This window comes from Clostridium sp., assembly GCF_017888565.1.
In the GTDB taxonomy this organism is placed as follows: domain Bacteria; phylum Bacillota; class Clostridia; order Clostridiales; family Clostridiaceae; genus Clostridium.
In genome coordinates this window covers 1-19,520 of sequence record NZ_JAGHFX010000008.1, presented here as the reverse complement: position 1 = coordinate 19,520, position 19,520 = coordinate 1, and the positions used below count along the sequence as shown (strand labels likewise).

Annotated in this window: 20 protein-coding genes; all 20 read left to right on the top strand. The window is 26.3% G+C overall.

Annotated features, from left to right (window positions below; translation table 11 throughout):
- The coding region (locus tag J7M87_RS01475) for a hypothetical protein (RefSeq protein WP_291647972.1) at positions 1–387 on the top strand (387 nt) is incomplete at its 5' end.
- Between the two features lie 155 nt (positions 388–542).
- Positions 543–1,580, top strand: a complete 1,038-nt coding sequence (locus tag J7M87_RS01470) for a DUF6382 domain-containing protein (RefSeq protein WP_291647970.1) — start codon at positions 543–545, stop codon at positions 1,578–1,580.
- Between the two features lie 6 nt (positions 1,581–1,586).
- Positions 1,587–2,648, top strand: a complete 1,062-nt coding sequence (locus J7M87_RS01465; protein ID WP_291647968.1) for an AAA family ATPase — start codon at positions 1,587–1,589, stop codon at positions 2,646–2,648.
- Positions 2,649–2,663: 15 nt separating this feature from the next.
- Entirely contained in the window at positions 2,664–2,909 is a 246-nt protein-coding gene (locus tag J7M87_RS01460) for an EsaB/YukD family protein (protein WP_291647966.1), read from the top strand.
- Positions 2,910–2,921: 12 nt separating this feature from the next.
- A complete protein-coding gene (gene essC / locus J7M87_RS01455) occupies positions 2,922–7,523 on the top strand; it encodes a type VII secretion protein EssC (RefSeq protein WP_291647964.1) in 4,602 nt (1,533 codons plus the stop codon).
- Positions 7,524–7,622: 99 nt separating this feature from the next.
- On the top strand, positions 7,623–7,916 hold the full coding sequence (locus tag J7M87_RS01450) for a WXG100 family type VII secretion target (RefSeq protein ID WP_291647963.1): 294 nt from the start codon (positions 7,623–7,625) through the stop codon (positions 7,914–7,916).
- A gap of 65 nt (positions 7,917–7,981) precedes the next feature.
- A complete protein-coding gene (locus J7M87_RS01445; protein ID WP_291647962.1) occupies positions 7,982–9,370 on the top strand; it encodes an ATPase, T2SS/T4P/T4SS family in 1,389 nt (462 codons plus the stop codon).
- Between the two features lie 25 nt (positions 9,371–9,395).
- Positions 9,396–10,355 carry a hypothetical protein gene (locus J7M87_RS01440; RefSeq protein WP_291647961.1) on the top strand — a complete coding sequence of 320 codons (960 nt, stop codon included), beginning with the start codon at positions 9,396–9,398 and terminating at the stop codon, positions 10,353–10,355.
- A gap of 20 nt (positions 10,356–10,375) precedes the next feature.
- Positions 10,376–11,209, top strand: coding sequence for a hypothetical protein (locus J7M87_RS01435; protein WP_291647959.1), 834 nt, complete (start codon positions 10,376–10,378; stop codon positions 11,207–11,209).
- Positions 11,210–11,227: 18 nt separating this feature from the next.
- A complete protein-coding gene (locus tag J7M87_RS01430) occupies positions 11,228–11,479 on the top strand; it encodes a hypothetical protein (protein WP_291647958.1) in 252 nt (83 codons plus the stop codon).
- A 9-nt stretch (positions 11,480–11,488) separates the two neighbouring features.
- A complete protein-coding gene (locus J7M87_RS01425) occupies positions 11,489–11,899 on the top strand; it encodes a DUF4320 family protein (RefSeq protein WP_291647956.1) in 411 nt (136 codons plus the stop codon).
- A gap of 10 nt (positions 11,900–11,909) precedes the next feature.
- The gene (locus J7M87_RS01420; RefSeq protein ID WP_195431300.1) at positions 11,910–12,494 is read left to right on the top strand and encodes a hypothetical protein; all 585 of its coding nucleotides are present in this window, start codon (positions 11,910–11,912) and stop codon (positions 12,492–12,494) included.
- A gap of 2 nt (positions 12,495–12,496) precedes the next feature.
- A complete protein-coding gene (locus J7M87_RS01415) occupies positions 12,497–13,147 on the top strand; it encodes a hypothetical protein (protein ID WP_291647949.1) in 651 nt (216 codons plus the stop codon).
- A gap of 30 nt (positions 13,148–13,177) precedes the next feature.
- A complete protein-coding gene (locus J7M87_RS01410; protein ID WP_291647947.1) occupies positions 13,178–13,792 on the top strand; it encodes a hypothetical protein in 615 nt (204 codons plus the stop codon).
- A 201-nt stretch (positions 13,793–13,993) separates the two neighbouring features.
- Entirely contained in the window at positions 13,994–14,281 is a 288-nt protein-coding gene (locus J7M87_RS01405) for a hypothetical protein (RefSeq protein ID WP_291647945.1), read from the top strand.
- Between the two features lie 9 nt (positions 14,282–14,290).
- Positions 14,291–15,619 carry a tetratricopeptide repeat protein gene (locus J7M87_RS01400; protein ID WP_291647944.1) on the top strand — a complete coding sequence of 443 codons (1,329 nt, stop codon included), beginning with the start codon at positions 14,291–14,293 and terminating at the stop codon, positions 15,617–15,619.
- Positions 15,620–15,635: 16 nt separating this feature from the next.
- Positions 15,636–15,926 (top strand): WXG100 family type VII secretion target, encoded by a 291-nt coding sequence (locus tag J7M87_RS01395; RefSeq protein ID WP_291647942.1) that lies wholly within the window; start codon positions 15,636–15,638, stop codon positions 15,924–15,926.
- 23 nt (positions 15,927–15,949) lie between these two features.
- Positions 15,950–17,137 carry a hypothetical protein gene (locus J7M87_RS01390; RefSeq protein WP_291647940.1) on the top strand — a complete coding sequence of 396 codons (1,188 nt, stop codon included), beginning with the start codon at positions 15,950–15,952 and terminating at the stop codon, positions 17,135–17,137.
- Between the two features lie 13 nt (positions 17,138–17,150).
- A complete protein-coding gene (locus tag J7M87_RS01385) occupies positions 17,151–18,692 on the top strand; it encodes a GBS Bsp-like repeat-containing protein (RefSeq protein ID WP_291647938.1) in 1,542 nt (513 codons plus the stop codon).
- A gap of 170 nt (positions 18,693–18,862) precedes the next feature.
- On the top strand, positions 18,863–19,520 hold a 658-nt coding region (locus J7M87_RS01380; RefSeq protein WP_291647936.1), incomplete at its 3' end, for a hypothetical protein.

Sequence of the window (19,520 nt, the reverse complement as noted above, 5' to 3'; positions counted from 1 at the left end):
TTCAGACAAGTATTTGATCCATTTAAAATAGAAGCCACAATAACTAGAGATTGGGAGCCATATCAATCAATATTCCAAGAAGGAGAATTAGGAGTAGTTAGGGTTAAATTATTTGGAGGAATAGATTTTGTAGAAATAGAGTTTCCTGAAGAGCTAAATAAATTAGCTGAAGAAAGCGAGGAATATTCAAGCGTAGATACATATAAGTATTTAACTCCTAGGAAAAATGATAGCTTTGATTATAAATTTTACGTACCAATTGGAGCAGAACATAAAATTTATTCTGTAAAAGTTACTGGGCATAAAAATGATAAGAAAAAAATTGTACATCCAAGCATGGAAGTTCGAGGAAATATATTAAATGAGGTAAGAACTAGAATAAGATAATAAAAGGTAATGTTTGCAAAACATTACCTTTTATTATTTATCGCTATATATTACCTATATAACAATTATTTTTAATAATTGATGAAACTTGTCTAATGAGGTAAATTATAGTAAAATGTTAAAGTAAATTATACATTTTGTAATATGGAGGAGAAATGAAAAGTAAACAAAATTTAAATTTTAATATTGAAAATATAAATAACAAAAGGTACTGCACTTTAAGTGTAAATGAGGATGAGGTGCTTTTAGAATATGAAATAAACATGATAAAGAACAATCCTTCACTTCCATTTTTGGAAATTGATATAGTTCAAGTAAATTCAGATAAAAAAGTTCTATACAAATTATGTAATAAGATTAGTCTTTCAGAGATAATTCAAGATGATAGATACGATATTGAAAAAGTTATAGAGATATTAGAAAACATATATAAATGTGCAAATAATATGAAAGAATTTATGTTGGATAATAGAAAAATGGTTTTAGATTATAAGAATATCTATGTGAACAGTGATTTAGTTCCTTATATGATATATTTGCCTTTTAAGAATGAAGAACTAAACGATATAAAAGAAAATTTGATTGATCTCTTTGAGAATATTATAAAAGTTTTAAAGGGTAATAAAAATAATTTAACTAATAACGATAAGAAAATGTTAAGTAAAATGACCAAAAATCGAATTAAATTAGATGAATTTGGACAATTATTTACTGAGTATAAGATGAAAAAAGATGAAGAAAGACTATTAGATAAACCTTCTAAAATAAAAGAAGAGGAAGATATAATAAGTGAACGAGCATATCATATAAGTAATCAAGATAGTAATTATAGACAACAAATAAAGGAAGAAACAAAAGATGTAGAAAAGAGAAGATTTAAAAGCATTATTGAAGAAGATTACTCTGAGTTTCAAGATGTTGATAATGAAGAAGATATAGAAGATTATTTAGAGAGTCAATTAGAATACGAAGAATATAAAGATATTCATCAATATGATAAAAAGATGGATTCAAGGCAAAAGGATAAAAAAATCATAATAATTCAACTTATAGTTTTAATGATGATAGGTAGCTTAGGATTAATAATAAGTTATGATGATAAAAAATTATTTATCGGTATAGCAGTAGGGATGTTAGTTGTAATAATTATTTTTACAGCTTTAATAATATCAAATAATAAAAGTAAGGAGTAATAATTTATGGAGCAAATTAAGTTAGTAGTTATAGATAATGATATACATTATTTAAATAACTTAATGAATTATATTTCAACAGAGTATAAGGAGATTATAAGTGCAGTATCATTTTCTAATAAAAAACTATTTTTAGATTATATTGAGAACCAAGAAGGTGCAGATATATTCCTTATAAGTACAGATTTTTATTATGAAATTCATAAGGAAGATTACTCAAATAAAGCTGTATTACTTTCTGAAAATAGTAAGACTGAAAATAAAAGTATCTATAAATATCAATCTATAGATAAGATATGTAAACAAATTATAGAAATATATAATAAAACAAAGGAAGATAGTGAAAATATAGAGGATAATAAAGTTATATCATTTTTTTCACCAATAGGGGGAATAGGAACTTCAACCATTTCTATAGCTACAGCAATAAAACTTGCTAAGGCTAATAATCAGGTTCTTTATTTGAATTTAGAAAGAATTCAATCAAATGGGATATTTATGACAGAAAGTAGATGCAAATATAATTTTTCAGATTTACTTATAAATGTTAAAGAAGGTGGAGAGGAGTTTGAATATATTTTATCAGAAAGTATTATTAGATATGAGGAGTTAAGTCTATATTATTTTAATCCTATAGATAGTATTTTAGATATTGAAGATATAAGTTTAGATGATATAAAAGACTTATTAAGTAATATCCGTAATAGTAAAAGATTTAATTATATAATAATAGATTTACCTTCTGTATTAGATTCAAAATATTATTACATATTTGAAGAAGCAGAAGAAAATATAGTGGTAATGGGACAAGACCCAATATCAAGTTATAAAATTGATACTATGTTAAGACAATTAGATAATATAAGTAAATTTAAGTTTGTTTTTAATATGTATGATGATTTAAAAGAAAAGAAGATATCTAAATTGATTTCAGTAAATTTATTGCCTATAATATCTACAATAAATTTAGATTATGGCATTAGAGGAGAAATAGATATAAAAAAGCTTTTGAACATAGATAATTCATTTAGTGATGGAATTTTAACGATAACGAATAATTTAAATTAGTTATAGGAGGTAAATATGGATAAAGCTATAGTAACAGTTAGTATAGATGGTACTAATATAGAAAAGGATTTGGAAATTCCTATAGATATATCTGTAAAAGAAGTATGTGTAGCAATAAAAAAGGCTCTAAATATTGATAATAAAGATATAAATATATCTGGATACTATATTAAGACAAAGCATCCTACAGGATTTTTAAAAGGAAATGATATATTAAAGAAATTTAATGTTTGCGATGGAACAAAAATAATTCTTATTTAGGGGGGAGAATAGATGGATGAATACAGAAAAATTAGAAGTGTATTAATCTTACATAATGATGATATATATAAAGAAGTAGATTTGGATGATTATGAAGAAGAAATAATAGCTATTGGAAATACTGATGAATGCCAAGTCAATCTTAAAACAATATATGATAAAGAGTTTAATGTTATATTTACTAGGAAAAAAAAAAGTTGGCAAATTTCAGATGGAAAAGATTCATATTGCGTTATTAATGGAGTTAAAGTTCCTAGAAAAATAATTAATAGTGGGGATAAAATAACTATTAAGGATTGTATATCTAAAGAAGAAATTTTGAAAATAAATTATTTTATGGATTTCACAGTAGAGATTGAGGATTTTGATAGAGAAATTAATATAGAAAAAGTTAATAAAATTAAAATTGGAAATGAAGATAGTAATCAGATAGTTCTAATGGATGAATTTGTTGATAAAAATCATGCTGAGATTGTTAAAAATGGAGAAGAAGATTTTATAGTAGATTTAAACAGTAGATATGGAGTATACGTAAATGGAAAAATAATTGAAAAGCGTCAAAAGCTAAATGATGACGATTTTATAATTATTTCTGGATATAAAATTCTATATAATAAGTACAAAATAATGTTATCTAAAAATAATAAAAATATTAAAATAAATGGATTAGATGTTATTGAAAATAGAAATTCTACTTCATTTAGTTATCCTTGTTTTTATAGATCTCCAAGGCTTTTAGAAGATATATCACAAGAAGACATTATTATAGAAGAACCACCGGAAAAAGCTAAAGCACCAACTAATAATTTATTGATAACTTTGATTCCACTATTAGGAACTGTGGTATTTACAACAATGATGGCTAGTAGTGGTGGAGACGCTAAAAATATGATTTATTCTATTGGTATGGTGGCATTAACTGGATTTGTATCAATTTTAGCTTATGTAATGGAAATAACTAATACAAAGAAGCAGCAATTTAAAAGATACAAAAGATATAAGGATTATGTAAAAGATAAAGAAGCTCAAATAATAAATAAAAGAGAGTTATTGATGGAAAGTATAAGAGTTAATAATCCAGAAACAGAAGAGTGTATTGATTTTCTAGACAAATTTGATAGAAGATTATGGGAAAGAGTACCTGAGCATGAAGATTTTTTAAATGTATCATTAGGAAGAGGTATTGGAGATTTAACTTTTGACATTAAAGTAGATGATGAAAGATTAGAAATAGATAAGGATATATTAAAAAGAGATCCAAGAAAATTAAAAGATATATATGGAAAGATGGAAGATGTACCTATATGTATTAATCTTATGGAAGATTTTCCGATTGGGATTTATGGTAATAGGTTGTCTACTATAGAATTATTAAAAAATATAATAATTAAGATAAGCACATTACACTATTTTGAAGATGTTAAAATTGCTGCTATTTATCCTAAGGAAGAGGAAAAACAATGGGAATGGCTAAAATGGATACCTCATACATGGACAAATGAAAAAGAATTTAGATATATAGGTAATACGAAAGAAAGTGCTCATAATGTTCTAAATATACTTTATGATGAAATTAAAAATAGAAAGTTTACTGAAGATAGCAATAAAGTAAGATATTCGACTGTGTATATAGTAATAATAGCTGATAGAGATCTATGTGAAAACGAACCTATAATGGAGATGCTAGAATCAACAAATGATTATGGTACAGTTGGAATGTTTGTTTATGAAGATTTAGCTTTAATACCAAAAGAAAGTAAAAAGATTATAGAAGTTACTAGCAATAGTGCTATTTATAAAGATGTTAAAAATAGCAATAGATTTAAAAATGTAGGATTTAATAATATATCTGATTATATATGTGATAGCTTTGCAAGAAAGATGTCTCCGATATTTGTGAAAAATTCATTTACGCAAGGTGCATTAACTAGTTACTATACATTGTTTGACTTATATAATATAAAAAGTGAAAATGAACTTGATATTATAGAAAGATGGGGAAAAAATAAAGTTTTTGAGACAATGAAGGTACCATTAGGAGTAAGAGCAGGAGATGAGGTTGTTTATCTTGATTTACATGAAAAATTTCATGGACCTCATGGCCTTGTTGCTGGAACTACTGGATCAGGTAAAAGTGAAATTATTCAAACATATATAACATCATTAGCTATCAATTATCATCCGTATGATATCAGTATAATAATAATTGACTATAAGGGCGGAGGTATGGCAAATCAATTTAAGAATTTACCTCACCTTGTAGGTACAATAACTAATTTAGATGGAAATCAAATTAATAGATCTCTTGTATCAATTAAAAGTGAGCTGAAAAGAAGACAAAGAATATTTGGAGAATATAATGTTAATCATATAGATTCTTATATAAAGTTATTTAAATCTGGACAAGCTAAAGAAGCAATCCCTCATTTACTTATTATAGCTGATGAATTTGCTGAATTAAAAAATGACCAGCCTGATTTTATGAGAGAGCTTGTTAGTGCTGCTAGAATAGGTAGAAGTTTAGGTGTTCACTTAATTTTGGCTACACAAAAACCTTCAGGGGTTGTAGATGATCAAATATGGTCAAATTCTAAATTTAAACTATGTTTGAAAGTGCAAGATGAAGCTGATAGTAATGAAATGATAAAATCTCCTTTAGCAGCTAATATAACCAATCCAGGTAGAGCTTATTTTCAAGTAGGAAATAATGAAATATTTGAATTATTTCAATCAGCATGGAGTGGAGCAAAGAAATATGATACAGATGATATAAGTAAGAAAGAGGTTGAAATTTCAGAAGTACTTATAGATGGAAGTAGAAAAGTTATTTATTCTTCTAAAAATGATGATAAGAAAAAGGATGGAAAAACCCAGTTAGATGCCATGATTGATAGAATTAACGAAGTAACTAAAATGAATGGAGTTACAAAGTTACAAGGGCCATGGTTACCAGCTTTAGAGGAAGTTATATATTTAGAAGAGGTTACAGAAGCTGTGGAACAATTTATTTGGGAGGCTAGTGATTTAAACATTAATCCAATAATAGGTGTACTTGATAATCCAGAAAGGCAAATTCAAAAGAACCTTTCAATTAATTTAAGTGAAAATGGTCATACATTAATACTTGGATCACCTGGAGTTGGAAAAACAACATTATTGCAAACAATGATTACATCTCTAGCAGCAACTTACACTCCGGAAGTTGTAAATATATATATTTTAGATTTTGGATCAAGAATGTTAAAAATGTATGAAAATATCCCTCATGTTGGTGGTGTAATTACAGCAGATGATGAAGTATTAACAAAGAATTTTATTAATTTTATACATAAAGAAATTTTAAAACGTAAGAAACAATTATCTGAATGTGGAGTAAGTAATGTATTATCTTATAAAGAAGTAACAGGAATAACGTTACCGCAAATAGTTATTATAATTGATAATTATGCAGCTTTTACAGAAATATATGAAGATTATGAAGAGGATATTACTAAGTTCTCAAGAGATGGAGCTAATTTAGGAATTTATTTAGTAATAACAGTATCAAATTCATCAGATATCAGATATAAAATTAGTTCTAACTTTAAAAATAATATAGTTTTAAATTGTGTTGATAGTGGAGAATATGGAAATATATTTGGTAGAGTTGAAATAGAGCCAGCAAAAAATCCTGGACGAGGATTAGTAAAAGATGAAGAAATATGTGAATTCCAAACAGCACTACCTATGAAGGCGACTAATGAAGCTGAAAGAGTTATTAAAATGAAAGAATTAATAAATAAAATTAATGATAGATGGGATGGAAAAACAGCTATTACAATTCCTAGAATACCTGATGATTTAACAATAGATAATTTTGTAAGTGATATTTACAACGAGCAAGGTTTAGAAAATGTTTATGTTGGAATTGATGTTAATGAGATAGAAAAAGTTGCTATTAATATTAATAGCAATCAAGTTATACCTATAGTAGGTAATCAATCTATTGGAAAAAGTAATACATTAAAATCAATTGCAGCTTGTGTTGAAAAAACATGTACATCAGAAAAGTATGATATGTATATTTATGATTCTAGTGATTATGGATTAGTAGAACTTGAGGATAAAGAAAATATTTCTTTCTATTCTAATAATAATGAAGATATAATTCAAAGTTTACTAGATTTAAAATATGAATTAGATCAAAGAAAAGACTTTATCCAAGATGAAGTATATATGAAGAAAGGTAAAATTAAAGAAATTGATTTAATTAAACAATTTAATAAGAAAATTATAATTATTGATAATATTTCTGAACTATTGGGGAATGCTGAAAGTGAATATGACATTATTGATATGCTTAAAGATGTTATTGAAAGTAAACATGGATATGGATATGTAATAATAGCAGCAGCTAATGAAGAAGAGTTTAATGATTTATCATATACTTATTCATTTATAAATTCAATAAAGAAAAAGAATCAAGGTATATTATTAAAGAGTATAGAAGAGCAGGATTTCTTTAATGTAAGAATTAATTATGGAGTAAAAGAAACTAATATTATACAAGGGTATGGATATGTAATTAATAATGGTAATTATAAAAAGATAAAGCTTCCTTTGTTTAAAAAATAAAGAAAATATTGCTAAAAAGTGTATTTAATAGTATAATTTAATTGAGTTAAGTAATTTTATGACATTAATGATTAAAAAAGTAAAAGGAGATGTGGAATTATGTCTACAAAAATTAGAGTTTCACCAGAAGAATTAAGAAGTTCTTCTAGAGTATTTAAGTCTAATGCAAACAGTACAACTGATATGCTAAAAAGATTAAGCTCTGAGGTTAATAAAATGAAGTCAATATGGGAAGGACAAGCTAATAGAGAGTTTATAAACCAATATGAGCAATTACAACCTTCAATGAAGCAATTTGTAACTGTTTTAGAAGGAATATCTAAACAACTTTCTGACGTTGCTACAACAATGGAAGATGTAGATAGAAAGATTGCAAGTCAATTAAGAAGATAACATAAAAGAACCCCACATACTCATGTGGGGGGCTTACAATTTGAAGAAAAAGTAGGGATGATGTATTGGGTGTTTTATTATTTAATAAAAATAATAAAAAAGAAAAGAAGATTTTTCAAGAAGAGGAAGTTCCAGTTATAGATATTGTTCATTCTATGAGAAATAAAGAAATAATTGAAGAACCTCAAGAAGAATCACCTGATGAAATTAAATTTATTGATTATGATAATTTAATAAATATGATATTAGATGAGTTTATTGTTAATAGGCCCAATCTAATAAATGCTGTTGAAAGAGGAATAAAATCAAAAGATGAGTTAACTAGAGAAATTTTTATGTTTTTAAAATTGCAAGAAGTACAGTTAACAGATAGCGAATTTAACGAATTATTTATTAGGTTTGAGACTTATGTATGGGGATATGGGATGTTACAGGAATTAATTGATGATCCTGATATTTCCGATATTAAAACCATAGATTATAACAACATCAGGATTAAGGTTAAAGGAAGAAGATTAAAATCTAATATAGAGTTTCAAAATAGAGAAAGTTTAAAGAAGTATATAAATTATATAGCAATTAAGAATAACTCTATACTTAGTGAAATAAATGCTATTCAAAAGTTTACAGATAAGGATAGTAGCAAAGATTTTATACTAAGAATAAATATTTCATCTGAGTTTATAAATTCAGGTGGCTTACCTTGCTTAGTGATTAGAAAAATACCTAAAAATAAGAACAGTATTAAAGATTTGAAAAAGCTAGATATGTTTAATGATGAAATAGAGAACTATTTGGAAGAAGCTATGAATTCTGGTTTATCAATATTTTGTACTGGAAAGGGTGCTAGTGGTAAAACAACATTGATGAATGCATTAATAGATGAAATACCACATGATAAATCTTGCTTAGTTATTCAAGAAGCAGAAGAACTGTTTACTGACAAGCATCCAGATATAATTTTTCAAAAGGTTAAGTTTGCTAAAGGTGATGGAAAAATAGAGTACACATTAAGGGATTTATCGATAAATGGGCTTCTTATGGATTTAGACTATTTCATTATAGGAGAAATAAAAGGAGCAGAAGCTTATGATATGGCAAATGCACTATACACAGGGCACTCTGGAATTGCAAGTGTGCATGGAAGTAGTGCTGAAGAAGCTGTTAACAAAATAGTTCACTATATGAAATATGTAAGTGATATGAAAAAAGGTGAATTACTTGAAATGCTAAGTAATATTGATATTATGATATTTATGAAGGATTTCAAGGTTATGGAAATAACTGAAGTTACTGGATTTAACTATAATACTCAAGAACTAGAATTTAATAAGGTTTTCCAATATGAAATAGATAGTGATGATAACAAATATATTGGAAAATTTAAAAAGTTAAATGATAGTTGTGAAAAGGTTAAAAAGAAGAAAATATATAGTGAATTTATGAAAGTATAACTTCATAATAAGATGGTGTTAATTAATGATTATTGTTTATTTAGGAAGAATACTTTTAATAATAGTAATATTTATACTGTTATATACTATATTCGATTTATTAAGAGAAATCTTTAGAAGAAATTATATAAAACTTGCTTTTGGAAATCTAAAAAATAGGTATGAAGAAAGACAAAAGGTTAGAGAAGTAGCTATTTTATTAGAAGGCGAAAAAGAAAAAAAGACAATTTTGGAGAAGATAGATATATTAATAGAAAGTTCAAGGGTGAGGAAATGGATGCCTTTTCTTACTAGTGAAATACTTATTTTTATATCTTTATGTTTTGCATTTATATGCGCTTTTTTCGTCCAAAAAGCATTTGGTATATTGGTATTTTCTATTCCTGTATTTCTTTCAGTTCTGATGTTTATTGGTTTAACCTTAAAAAGTTTAAGTAAGGCTACATATGATAAGATTGATGATCAAGTCTTATTATATATAAACATATTAGAAAACTTATCAGCTTCTAATTCAGATATTGTTGAGATAATGGAAAAATCAATACCATACATAAAGGAGCCATTAAAGGAATATACAAAACAATTTGTATTTGAATGTAGGAAGGGGCTTCCTATAGATATGGCTTTTAAAAATTTTGAAAATAAAGTGGAAAGCTTTAGATTCAAGCAATTGCTTAAAAATCTATCTGTATGCAGTAAATATGAAGCAAACTATAGAGAAATATTAAATAAGTCAAGAGTAATAATGAAACACTATTTTCTTGAAAAAGAAAGAAGAAAAAAGGAAGTAAGACAAAGTAGATTGGCTATTCTAAGTGTTGTTGCTGTTGGAATATTACTATTTAATTTGGTGAGTGGATTTACAGAAAATTATTTTGAGTTGCTTAAAACAACTTTTATGGGAAATCTTATACTTGGATATAATATCCTAGTAGTATTATATGCAATTTATAAGTTTATCACAGTTGATAGAATCAACTATTAAATTTATAGGTGGTGAAGCAAATGAAGGTAATAGTTGGCTTATTATACATAGTTATTATAATATCAGTTTTTGCTGCAAGTTATTATATTATAGTAGTGACTCAAAAGGAAAAAATTAAAAAGAAGAAAAAAAACAAAAAAGATGATAGTACTGGTAAACTAAATGATTTAATGAAAAAAAATGAAAAGGGACTGTTTTCATATGATAGAATACATAAATATCTTAAGAAAAATGGTAATCCATTAAAAGTTTCACCAGCTGGATATATTATAGTAAAATGTTTAAGTTCTATAATTATTTTTGTATTATTTTCTTCAGATGTAGTAATTGCTATAGCAGCTGGGATAGCAGGATTTTTTCTAATTAACTTAATTACCTATATGTTTAATAATAGCGATATGAAAAAAATAAGAATACAAATAGTTGATGTATATGATTTTTTAAGTATACAAACTGCAGCTGGAGTGTTCATAGGCTCAGCATTAACGGAGTGCTATTTGATGGTTAGAAATACTAGATTAAAGAATGCTTTAGCAGAAATGTGTGCAGAAATAAACTTAACAAAAGATGTAATAGGTGCCTTAGATAATTTGGGAGAGTCGTTTAATTCAGTTGAAATTGAAGCTTTTATTTTAACTATAAAGCAATCATTAAGAACTGGAAAAATAGAAAAAGCATTGAATGATTTATCAAATTCTCAAAAGGATTCTAACATGATATTAGTTCAAGAGGAAACTGATAAAATTAGTACAAGTAAAGATATAATTCAATTATTAATGTATTTTGGAATTTTGGCAGCAATAATGTATGGACTTTTTGTTGAAGTTTCAAAAAACTGGACAAATTTATTTTAAAAATTGGAGGTTTTAATTATGTTAAAACAATTAAAGAAGGAAAAGAAATCATTAAGAAAAAAAGCTGGAGATGATAAGCTTGTAATAAGTTTGGTTCTAATTGCAATTGGAGTAGCATTATGCTTTATTTTTAGAAACGAAATTGAAACTATGTTAAAAGCAGCAATGGAATCTTTAAGTACGTATGTTGATGGTTTATTTGATTCAGATACAAGAGGTAGTGGTTTAATAATGCCAATGGGAAGATTTTTAAATTTATTAAAGTTTTAGGATAAGATTATGAAAAAACAAAGTGGAGAAGTACATCAATTTATAATTCAAATGGTAGGAATAATTTGCTCCTTTGCGATATTGTTATATTCTATTTACTATTTATCTACAATCATTATTTACAATAATGTTAATCAAACAGCAAGAAAATATATATTAAGAATGGAAAAGCAAGGATATCTTGATTCAAGTGATAGATATAATATTATTGATGAATTGGAAAGTGATAATATATCAAGTATTAATGTAACTTTTAGTTCAGAAGGAAAAAGTGAAAAAGTTAATTATGGTGAAGACATTAAGATAACTATAAATTGTACAGTAAAGCAGAAATCCATTGATTTTTCAAGTTTTCCATTTAAAACTACTGAAAGTGATCAAACTTTAGTTGTGACAAAGGCTTCTTCTGCTAAATGGTGAGGATTTTATTATGAAGAAAAAAGAAGGAAGTACAATTATTGGAGTAACTGTAATATTTTCAATTACTTTGATGATGGTACTTATTACATTTGCTTTAAGTATTAATATTATACAAAATCAAAGTGAAACTGTAAGTGATGATATTGTTTGTAGTGAACTTGCTGCCTTTAAACATATTGATAAACTTGAGTTAGGTGGGAGTGAAAAAATAGACAGGCTTATAATAAATGAGCATGAAAAGGCTTTTGATACATTTAAAGATTACTTAAAAACGAATTTAGGTCTTGATTATTCTTTTTATCCAATAAGTGATTATAACTTTATAAAAGGAAAAGTAGATATAATAGCATTTAAAATATATAACGTTGATGGAAATGATGTTGAAATAATAACTTATAGCGATTCAAATCCTGAAAAAACTACTGAAATAAAAAGAGGTGGCAAGGGAGTAGTAGTTACTCCTAAGGGAAATATAGTAAATCACACTACTATAAATGCTGAAATTGGATTTCATATTAAGCCAATGTTCCTAGATGAAAAATATGTTACAAAGATGGAAGAAACAGATATATTAGTAGAGGGTGAGGAGGATTAATATTGAAAAATAAAATAATTGCATTTTTTATATCACTTATAATTACTATAGTATCTTTTCTATTTATTATATATATAGAACAAAAGATATTTAATCCAAATGGAACAGAAATGGTGTATGTAGTTAATAAAGATGAACTTGATAAAAACTATGTGATTAATGAAGAAAATTTTGATGATCTTTTTAGAAGTGAAGAAAGAAGAAGCGATCAAATAGTAAAAAATTATGTTAAAAATAAAGAAGATGTTTATGATTATATGTTAACTAGTGAAATGTATAAAAATGAAATTTTATCTATTGATAGAATTGTAAGTGTAGATGATGAATTAAATGATATGGTTGAGAAAAGAGAGTTTTCTGTTAAATCATCTGATGTTGCCTCTGTAGTTGGAGGAATACTAAGAGAAGGTGATAAAGTAGATTTAATAGTAACTTTTAATGAAGGTGGTAATTTAGTCACTGAGAGAAGAGCAGATAACTTATATATATCAAAGGTTTATGATTCTAGTGGAAATGAAATTAATAGAGAAGATAAGAATAAGCAAGCTTTAGGAATTACTTTTACTGTGCCAAGTTCTGAAGTAAGAGAGTTAAAGGATGCTTTTACTCAAGATAGTTGGAAGTTAGTAAAAGTAGTAGATGATTCTTATTAATAACTAACTAAAAGTGAGATTATAAAGAATATGAAATATAGCATTAGTATATTTATAGTATTTATTTTATCAACTTATATTTTTCTATATGTATGTGATTATATTAATAAGAATGATAGTCAAAATATTAACTGTTCAATACCAATAAAAGTATTTTTGAGTATAGTTAATTCTATATTAGCAAATATACTTTTTATAAAATATGGATTAAGTATATATTCAATAATGTATGTAGTGGCTTGGACAATATTATTTATTACATCATATATAGATTATTCAACAAAATATATTTATGAAATAACAAGCAAACCTTTACTTGTTATTTCAAGTATTTTGTTTATATTTAATTTAGTAATAGGTGTGACTAATTTAAGAAGTATTTTATGGCTAGTTATATCATTATTAATAGTAGTTGTATTTGGAAAATTTAATTATATTGGTAAAGGTGATATTGATATTTACTTAGCGCTGATGATTAGCTTAACTAATTTTAAGATTGCGATAATATTACTAATTTTTTCACTCGGAATTTCTGGTATAGCAAGTATTTGTTTACTTCTTATAAAGAGAGTTTCACTTAATTATAGGAAGCCTTTATGTCCAAGTATAGCATTGGCCTCTTATATACTTTTAATACTTGTTTAATTAGCTATAACACAAATGATTGAAAAATTCATCCATAATTAACTACATAATAGATTATACAAAATATTAAGTATAAAAGATAAAATAGAAATTATATTTTAGTAAATAAGTAAATGGATGAACTAGATAATTTGAATTGCTAGTTCATTATTTTTTATATAGTATTTTATTAAGAAATTTGTTTTAAGGAGGGTAATGCTTTTGAGTAAAAGAGATATAAGATATAAAATTAATCAATATACATCAGCAGTTGGAAGAATTAACTCAGCAGTTTCTGATATAGATAGTTCAAATAATTATAACTTATATAAGGCTAGAGATGGCGTTGGTAATTCAATAGGAGGTAAAGCTGGATTAAATTTCTATAATAATATTTCAAATTTGATTAGCTCATCAAATAGTTTAAGAAGTGGATTAGGTAGCTCATCTAGAAATATAAATAATGAAATTTGGAGTTTAGAATATGAATATGATAACGAAGAGGAATAGGAGTTTATAATGAATAAGGAATTAGAACTAAGTAAATCAGAAGAATTAAATAAGATAGGATTATATTTTGTTGAAAATGAGAAATACGATGAAGCTTTAAAGTACTTTAAATTAGCAATTAATGAAGATGAAAAATATTTAGATGCACATTACAATATTGCTTTGTTATATTTGATTACAGAGGAATTTGAAAAATCAATTCAATATTACGATATGATTATTAAAAACTATCCAATGGAAGGATATGCATATTTCCAAAGAGGTAATTTGTATTATCATGTTGATAATAACTTAGAGGAAGCTATAAAAATGTATAATAAAGCAATGTTTTTAGGAGAGAAGGACATTAATTTATTTTATAATTTAGGACAGTGCTTTTTTGATATGAAAAATTATGAGCAATCTATTTCCTGGATAGAGAGGGCAATTAGATTAAACGATAGTAGATCAGACTTATATAACAAAAAAGCTAGTTCTTTAATAGAACTTGGAAGATTTGAGGAAGCATTAGAATGTTATGATAAAGCATTAATGATTGAATTTGATAATGAAGAATCTAATCATTTTAAAGCCATAGTTCTTGGTGAAATTGGTAGGGAAAAAGATGCATTTAACTTACTAGATAATATAGAATCAATAGTGGGAAGAAAGCTATTATATAGTTATGACAGAGCATTACTATTTGAAAAGTTAGGACAATTGGAAAATGCTTTAAAAGAATTAGAAATATGTGAAGAAATAGAAAAATACAATTTAGAAGTTTTAAAGAAAAAAGCATTAATATATTTAGCTTTAGAGGATACAGTAAATGCTTTAAAGACTTATGATTATATACTAGAAAATGATATTAATAATTTTGAAATAATATTTTCTAAAGCCAATATATATATGATGACTAAAGAATACAAAGCTGCATATGAAATGTTTAAAAAAATAATAATTCATGCAGATAAAGAGGATCCATATAAAATAAATTCTTACTATTATAAAGCATTAGCATTAAAGTTAGATGGAGATAGCAAGTTCTTAGACGAGTATGAAGAAGCATCAAGAGAATATAGTAAATTACTTTTATATTATCCATATGATTTTAATCTCTATATGCTTAAAGGAAACTCATTAAGAGATATTGATAAAAATAAAGAAGCAGAAGAAGCATATAAGTATGCAATGGATTTAAATTCAGATATGGCTGAATTATATATTATGAGAGCAAAAAATAGAATTAAACTTGGTAATGTTAAAGGTGTAAAAGAAGATATTGATAATGCTATTTCATTACAAGACTATTTCAAAAAGTTGATTGAAGAGGATGATGACTTAAAATTATATATTTAAAAGGTAGGGTTTAATAATGTCTAAATTACAAATAGATATTGAAGAATTTACAAAAACAGCAAATTTATTTAATTCTGCTGCTATCAATTGTAAAAGCTCGGAACAAAGAGTTAAGTCAGTAACAGAAGATTTATTAAGAAATTGGAAAGGGGATACTCAAAAGGCTTTTCAAAAGGAATATAATGATTTGATTAAGGGTATGTACAATTACGATGAGATATTAAGAATGATTGCTGATGATTTAAATAAGATAGCACAAAGTTTTCGAGAGGCAGATGAAGAAATTAAAAGAAATCTTATGAAATAGATTATGAGGGGATAGAATACACTATGAAAAAAATAAATATAATAGGAACTTTAACTAATGTAATGAAAGGAAGCTTAAAGTCTAAAATTATTGTTATAGTAGTGGGCGTTGTAATAGCTGTAACTACAGTAGCAGGTGGGATTATAATTTATAATAATCGTCAGGAGAATTTAAATTTAGAAGTTAGTAATGACATAGAATTAAATCAAAGTGAAAAAGAACAAAGATTTAAAGAGCTAAGAGAGTCTTATAATCAAAAAATTAAATTGATTGAAAGCTTTATATTAACTGATAGTTTGGATAATGTAAAAATAAAGTTAAATGAATTTGATAAAACTATTAAAGATAAAAATCTAAATAAAGCCGAAGATTTAAATACTAAATTAAATATTGATTTTGAAAATATTGTAAAAGAAAATGAAGAATTTGTAAGAAAGGCTTATCTAGAATTAAAAGATAGTGATTTAGCAAATTATACAAATCAAATTAAAGATGAATTTTATGAACAAATTGGAAGTCTAGAAGCTCTTATAGAAAAGGGAAATTATTTGATGGCTTCAAAGAAAGTTACAGAAATAAAAGCTTTATTAGACATTAATAAAGAGGAATTGTTAAAACCTCAATTAAGCGATAATGATGGAACATCATCAAGTGGGGAAATATCAGGAGGAGCATCAATTGGGGAATCATCAGGAGGAACTTCACCGGACGGAGTATCATCAGGTGGAGGTAATGCTCAAACTCCTAGTCAGTCATTACCAAACGTTCCTAGTACACCTAGTGGAGCAGTAGCACCAAGCGGATATAGTGGTGGACTAATGATAAATTGGGATTTAACTAACAAGATTAATAGTAATAATCCAAATTGGTATAGACAAGATGTAAATAGAGAGTATTTTAATCGATATTTAAATGGTGAAAGTATAAGCAGTTTATTAGCTGAAACAAAACAAAATCCATACTATGATATAGTAAATGGAGTTAAAAGAGATTGTATGGCTTTTGATATAAAAATTTTACAGGGAACCTATGACTCTAATGATATATCAGAACTAATAAATTTTCAAAATGGATTAAGTATAAGTTTAGCTGAGGATCCATTTAGAAATAAAAATTATGACTATTTTGAAAGCTTTGTTGTTTATAATGGGTCTACTAACTTAATCTACAAAGTAGGAGTTGCGACTCTTTTCGTAGATCCAGTAGAGTAACTGGAGTAGCAATATGAAGTTAAAAAAAATAAAAATTATACTATTAGTAGTTTTAAATATCATAATGTTTAAATCTACGATTGTATTTGCTAATCAGCAATATAACTATAGATATGGATATGATTGGTGGTTGGGAAATAATGATTCTCATTACCCAGCATATGATGGAGAGACTCATTATTGGATTAGAACTCCTACTGTAGCTTCAAATTTTCCACAAAATTTTAATGAATCACTACAAAGTGGGAAAAAGATTTCTAATAATGTAGGGCAATGGATAGATGCGCCAAAAGGATTTTATATAACAGAAAAGGGATGGACTAAGGATTTAGGTCCTGCTAGATATAACTCTATGTTCAGTGGAAATGGAATAGAATATAGTAATGTTATTGCTTATTCTCATCCTAAAAAAGCACTACATGGTACATATTCAGAGGCATATGATGCTCATTATAAAGAAGGAGATGACAGTGGACCATGGATGGATAGTGTATTAAACACATACAAAGGGTATTATTATCACGTATATAGACAACCAAAGCCACATAAGGGATATGCGAAGCCTATTAACTCTAAATATGTTAATGGAAATAATTATTGGTACAAAATAGGTGAAGATATAGGTATTGAAACATCATATCATGATTATGAAGCATTTCCTATAAATTCATTAAATCGAAGACGATGGGCTAGACTATATAATGTTTCAGGAACAAGAGTGGCAAGCTTAGGAGTTAATGATAATAGTACTTCTTTTAAAGATCAATTAGATACGAATTTATTTTCTAATTATAGTATGAAAACAACCTCTTATAATACTAGTGGAGATATAATTGATCAATGGTTTATTACAACAAAAGCAGAAGGAACGTATAAGATAGGCAGTTTAGCTTGGAATGCCTTGTCATTCTCTGTATCAGATACCGAAAGTGATAAGGAGAATTATATAATAAAAGTAGATGGTACGAAACCAACAATTAACGGAACAACAACTTATGGGTGGACTAAAGATGATGTTACTATAAAATTAAGTGCTTCTGATAATAGTGGTGGAAGTGGAATGAATAGAATAGAGCTTTATAATTCATCTGGAATAAAGGTAGCTAATGCAACTGGAACAAATGAATTATCATCTTTAGTTACGCAAAGTGGTAAATTGACTTATGAAGGTAAAGCATATGATAATGTTGGAAATGAAACTAAAAAAAATATAAGTGTAAATATTGATAAAGTTGCTCCACTTGGTGAAGTTACAGTGGAAAACATAACAACAACAGGATTTGACGTTGTTGTAAAAAATATCTCAGATGCACATAGTGGTGTAAATAAAGTTAAATTAAAATCAAGGACTGATGAATCTTATAGTGATATAACACAAGAAAAAATCTTATCTCAAGGACAAAATAGTATTACATTTAAAGTCAATACTAAAGATTATGATAATAAATGCGGTACATATTACCTTGATGCAATTATTACAGATAAAGTTGGAAATGAGAAAAAATTAGCCGTACAGTTAATGTTCCTTATCCTAAGCCAATTGTATCTCAAATAGAAATTAGTAATTATGAATATAAAGATACTGATAAAAATATTTATTGGGTAAAAACAAATGATAATTATACAGCAAAAGTTTATGGGAAAACTAATCCAGATAACATTAGATATAAGATTGATAGCTTACATGCGTTAATAAGGAAGTTAGGAGCAACAGACTTTTCTAAAATGAGAGCATTTGATGCGTATATTCCTAATTATGAACCAATAGATTCTAAGTATTACGATTTTTCAACAGGAACTAATACATTAAATACAAGTACAGACTTAGGATATGAATCTTACTCCATTCGTAAAAAAGATGGATATACTTATAGTTACTTTGATTTAATTATGAGTGCCGAAGAAGAAATTACTATTAATCCTATGGTGAGAATATCAGAACCTAAGTTAGATTCTGATTGGAACTCATATAGTGTGGTTATAAAAAGTGATGGAACTGCTCCAACTGGAAAAGTATCTTATGACTATAATGAAGATACTTTTGTATTAGATATGAGTGTTGCAAATATAATAGAAAAAGGCAGTGGCGTAAATAAAATTTGGGCTGAGTTTTACCCTGAATATGAGGAAGAGAGAAAAGTAACTCAAGATCTTATTAATACTAATAATGTTTATAAAGGAAAGAGAAACTTATTTGAATTATTTCCAGATAGTATAGAGCCAATTGAGGTAGTAATAAAATCTATAGATAAAGTAGGGAATGAAGGTGAACTTTTCAGACAAGTATTTGATCCATTTAAAATAGAAGCCACAATAACTAGAGATTGGGAGCCATATCAATCAATATTCCAAGAAGGAGAATTAGGAGTAGTTAGGGTTAAAT

What these genes read in the sequence shown, in the direction of transcription:
- essC (WP_291647964.1), top strand. Translation starts at nt 2,922, where the DNA reads ATGGATGAATACAGAAAAATTAGAAGTGTATTAATCTTACATAATGAT.
- J7M87_RS01470 (WP_291647970.1), top strand. Translation starts at nt 543, where the DNA reads ATGAAAAGTAAACAAAATTTAAATTTTAATATTGAAAATATAAATAAC.
- J7M87_RS01400 (WP_291647944.1), top strand. Translation starts at nt 14,291, where the DNA reads ATGAATAAGGAATTAGAACTAAGTAAATCAGAAGAATTAAATAAGATA.
- J7M87_RS01465 (WP_291647968.1), top strand. Translation starts at nt 1,587, where the DNA reads ATGGAGCAAATTAAGTTAGTAGTTATAGATAATGATATACATTATTTA.
- J7M87_RS01430 (WP_291647958.1), top strand. Translation starts at nt 11,228, where the DNA reads ATGTTAAAACAATTAAAGAAGGAAAAGAAATCATTAAGAAAAAAAGCT.
- J7M87_RS01390 (WP_291647940.1), top strand. Translation starts at nt 15,950, where the DNA reads ATGAAAAAAATAAATATAATAGGAACTTTAACTAATGTAATGAAAGGA.
- J7M87_RS01450 (WP_291647963.1), top strand. Translation starts at nt 7,623, where the DNA reads ATGTCTACAAAAATTAGAGTTTCACCAGAAGAATTAAGAAGTTCTTCT.
- J7M87_RS01435 (WP_291647959.1), top strand. Translation starts at nt 10,376, where the DNA reads ATGAAGGTAATAGTTGGCTTATTATACATAGTTATTATAATATCAGTT.
- J7M87_RS01440 (WP_291647961.1), top strand. Translation starts at nt 9,396, where the DNA reads ATGATTATTGTTTATTTAGGAAGAATACTTTTAATAATAGTAATATTT.
- J7M87_RS01425 (WP_291647956.1), top strand. Translation starts at nt 11,489, where the DNA reads ATGAAAAAACAAAGTGGAGAAGTACATCAATTTATAATTCAAATGGTA.
- J7M87_RS01420 (WP_195431300.1), top strand. Translation starts at nt 11,910, where the DNA reads ATGAAGAAAAAAGAAGGAAGTACAATTATTGGAGTAACTGTAATATTT.
- J7M87_RS01395 (WP_291647942.1), top strand. Translation starts at nt 15,636, where the DNA reads ATGTCTAAATTACAAATAGATATTGAAGAATTTACAAAAACAGCAAAT.
- J7M87_RS01410 (WP_291647947.1), top strand. Translation starts at nt 13,178, where the DNA reads ATGAAATATAGCATTAGTATATTTATAGTATTTATTTTATCAACTTAT.
- J7M87_RS01385 (WP_291647938.1), top strand. Translation starts at nt 17,151, where the DNA reads ATGAAGTTAAAAAAAATAAAAATTATACTATTAGTAGTTTTAAATATC.
- J7M87_RS01460 (WP_291647966.1), top strand. Translation starts at nt 2,664, where the DNA reads ATGGATAAAGCTATAGTAACAGTTAGTATAGATGGTACTAATATAGAA.